The sequence below is a fragment of the Arenimonas caeni genome, from assembly GCF_003024235.1.
Classification (GTDB): domain Bacteria; phylum Pseudomonadota; class Gammaproteobacteria; order Xanthomonadales; family Xanthomonadaceae; genus Arenimonas; species Arenimonas caeni.
This window is the reverse complement of sequence record NZ_KZ679115.1, coordinates 1-2,631: the sequence shown is the minus strand read 5'-3', so window position 1 is coordinate 2,631 and position 2,631 is coordinate 1. Positions and strand designations below refer to the sequence as shown.

Sequence of the window (2,631 nt, the reverse complement as noted above, 5' to 3'; positions counted from 1 at the left end):
TGCGTATTCCACATGAAATCGGCCACTGATTCCACGGCAAACCAGCCACCTGTTCCACCGCAAACCGGCCACCCATTCCACGGGAATTCGGCCACCTGAGGAGGGGAAAGCGACGTGCGGGGTAACCCCGGCGGTCTAAGGCATTTTTGTCGAGGACTGCCATGCCCAATACGAGGTTACCCATGCGGAAGATTACGGAAGTTTTGCGGTTACACTGTAACAATCACCTCTCCAAGAGAGAGATCGCGCGCGCCATTGGCGTCAGCCGGTCCACGGTCACTGAGTATCTTCGGCGCGCTCTGGCGGTAGGCCTTAGCTGGCCGCTACCTCCAGAGCTGACGGAACAGAATCTGGAGCGTCTCTTGTTTCCGCCTCTGCCGCCGTCTCAGGCGCATCGATCGGAGCCGGATTGGTCGGTCATTCACCAGGAGATGCGGCGCAAAGGCGTTACTCTGCAACTGCTCTGGCAGGAATACCGGGAGCAACATCCCGATGGGTATCAATACAGCGCCTTCTGTGAACATTATCGTGCCTACGCCAAAACCTTGCCGGTAACACTCCGCCAACGGCATGTCCCGGGAGAACGGCTCTTTGTGGACTACAGCGGGCAGACCGCGCCGATCATCAATCCGCGTACGGGAGAGATTCGGCAGGCACAGATCTTTCTTGCGGTGCTGGGGGCGTCGAATTACACCTACGTCGAGGCGACGTGGACGCAAGGACTGGCCGACTGGATTGCTTCTCATGTTCGCTGCTTTGAATTTCTGGGTGGGGTGCCGGAATTGCTCGTGCCCGACAACCTCAAAAGTGGCGTACTCCACCCAAGCTTCTATGAGCCGGAGATCCATCCCAGCTACCAGGATCTGGCGCGTCACTATGATACGGCGATCTTGCCGGCACGGGTACGAAAACCGCGGGATAAAGCGAAGGTCGAGGCCGGAGTTCTCCTGGCGCAGCGCTGGATTTTGGCGCGTCTTCGGCACCGGGAGTTCTTCAGCTTGGGGGAGCTCAACGCCGCTATCCGCCCCCTCGTGGTGGCATTGAATGCGCATCCCTTCCAGAAGCTGCCGGGCTCCCGCCAAAGTGTCTTCCTGGCGGTGGATCAGCCAGCCTTGAAGCCGCTGCCCGTCATCCGTCATGAGTTTGCCGAATGGAAGGTGGTCACCGCCGGCATCGATTACCACGTCGAGATCGCCGGTCATTACTACTCGGTTCCCTACCGATTTGCCCGCCAGAAGCTGGATGCCCGATACACAACCACCACCGTGGAGATCTTCCACAGGGGAGAGCGCGTTGCCAGCCATCCTCGTTCTTTCACCAAGGGGCAGCACAGCACCCAGGACGTTCATCTTGCTCCACCGCATCAGAAGGTTGCCGGATGGAATGCGCAGCGCTTCCTCGACTGGGCTCATCGCATCGGTCCCCACACGCAGGCGGCCATCGACCATCTCCTGCGTTCCCGCCGTCATCCGCAGCAGGCATATCGCGCCGCCCTTGGCATTTTGCGCCTGGAGAAAGCCTATGGAGCGGATCGGCTCGAAGCCGCCTGCGATCGCGCTATCCAGCTGCAATCCATCAGCTGGCGGAGCCTGAATNTGCAATCCATCAGCTGGCGGAGCCTGAATTCCATCCTCAAGAACCACATGGATCGTCAGCCTCGCAAGCCCACGCAATCCAATCTTCCCGCCGACCACGCCAACCTGCGTGGCGCCGACTATTACCACTGACAGGAGGCCGTATGCTGAACCACCCCACTTATGACACCCTGACCCGCTTACGGCTGCATGGTATGGCCCAAGCCTTAGCCGAGCAGACGCTGCTCCCCGATGTAGGAGCCATGACCTTCGAAGAACGCCTTGGGCTCCTGCTTGACCGGGAACAGGCCGAGCGACAAAACCGCCTGACCAGCAGCCGGCTGCGACGCGCCCTACTCAAACAACCCGCCGTTCCTGAGGATGTCGATTACCGCCATCCCCGCGGACTGGACAAGGCCTTGTTCCGGGAGCTCTTGACCGGTGCCTGGATCCAGCGACACCAGAACATCCTCCTCACCGGCCCGACCGGCGTGGGCAAGACCTATCTTGCCTGTGCCCTCGCCAACACGGCCTGCCGCCAGGGAAGCACGGCCCTGTATTATCGACTCCCCCGCCTGTTTGAAGAACTCGCCCTGTCGCATGGTGATGGCCGCTATCCCAAGCTCATGGAAAAACTCGCCAAGGTCGATGTTCTGCTACTCGATGATTGGGGACTGGCGCTACTGGATGATGATCGCCGACGAGATCTCCTGGAGCTCTTGGATGACCGGTACCAGACACGCTCTACGATCATCACCAGCCAGCTACCGGTGGCCCACTGGCATGACTCCCTTGGTGATCCTACCTTGGCCGACGCCATCCTCGACCGGGTCGTCCACCACGCTCACCAGATCCATTTGAAAGGAGAATCGCTACGTAAACACAAGCCAAAATTGACGCACGAGACAGAGTCGGAGTAAACATCAATTACCCCCGGCGTCGCTGCGCTCCGGGTGGCCGGATTCCCGTGGACTGGGTGGCCGGTTTCAGCTGGACTGGGTGGCCGATTTGCGCGGAATACGCACGTTGGGATTCGCCGAGTGCCGATGTGGGGGTG

The 2,631-nt window shown here is 60.1% G+C and carries 1 protein-coding gene and 1 pseudogene; both read left to right on the top strand.

The window, feature by feature from the left end; translation table 11 throughout:
- Positions 1–161 precede the first annotated feature (161 nt).
- Positions 162–1,595 (top strand): annotated as a pseudogene (istA, locus tag C6N40_RS13830) (IS21 family transposase); the annotation flags it as partial.
- Between the two features lie 143 nt (positions 1,596–1,738).
- Positions 1,739–2,494, top strand: a complete 756-nt coding sequence (istB, locus tag C6N40_RS13825; RefSeq protein WP_106991603.1) for an IS21-like element helper ATPase IstB — start codon at positions 1,739–1,741, stop codon at positions 2,492–2,494.
- Positions 2,495–2,631: the final 137 nt, after the last annotated feature.

What these genes read in the sequence shown, in the direction of transcription:
- istB (WP_106991603.1), top strand. Translation starts at nt 1,739, where the DNA reads ATGCTGAACCACCCCACTTATGACACCCTGACCCGCTTACGGCTGCAT.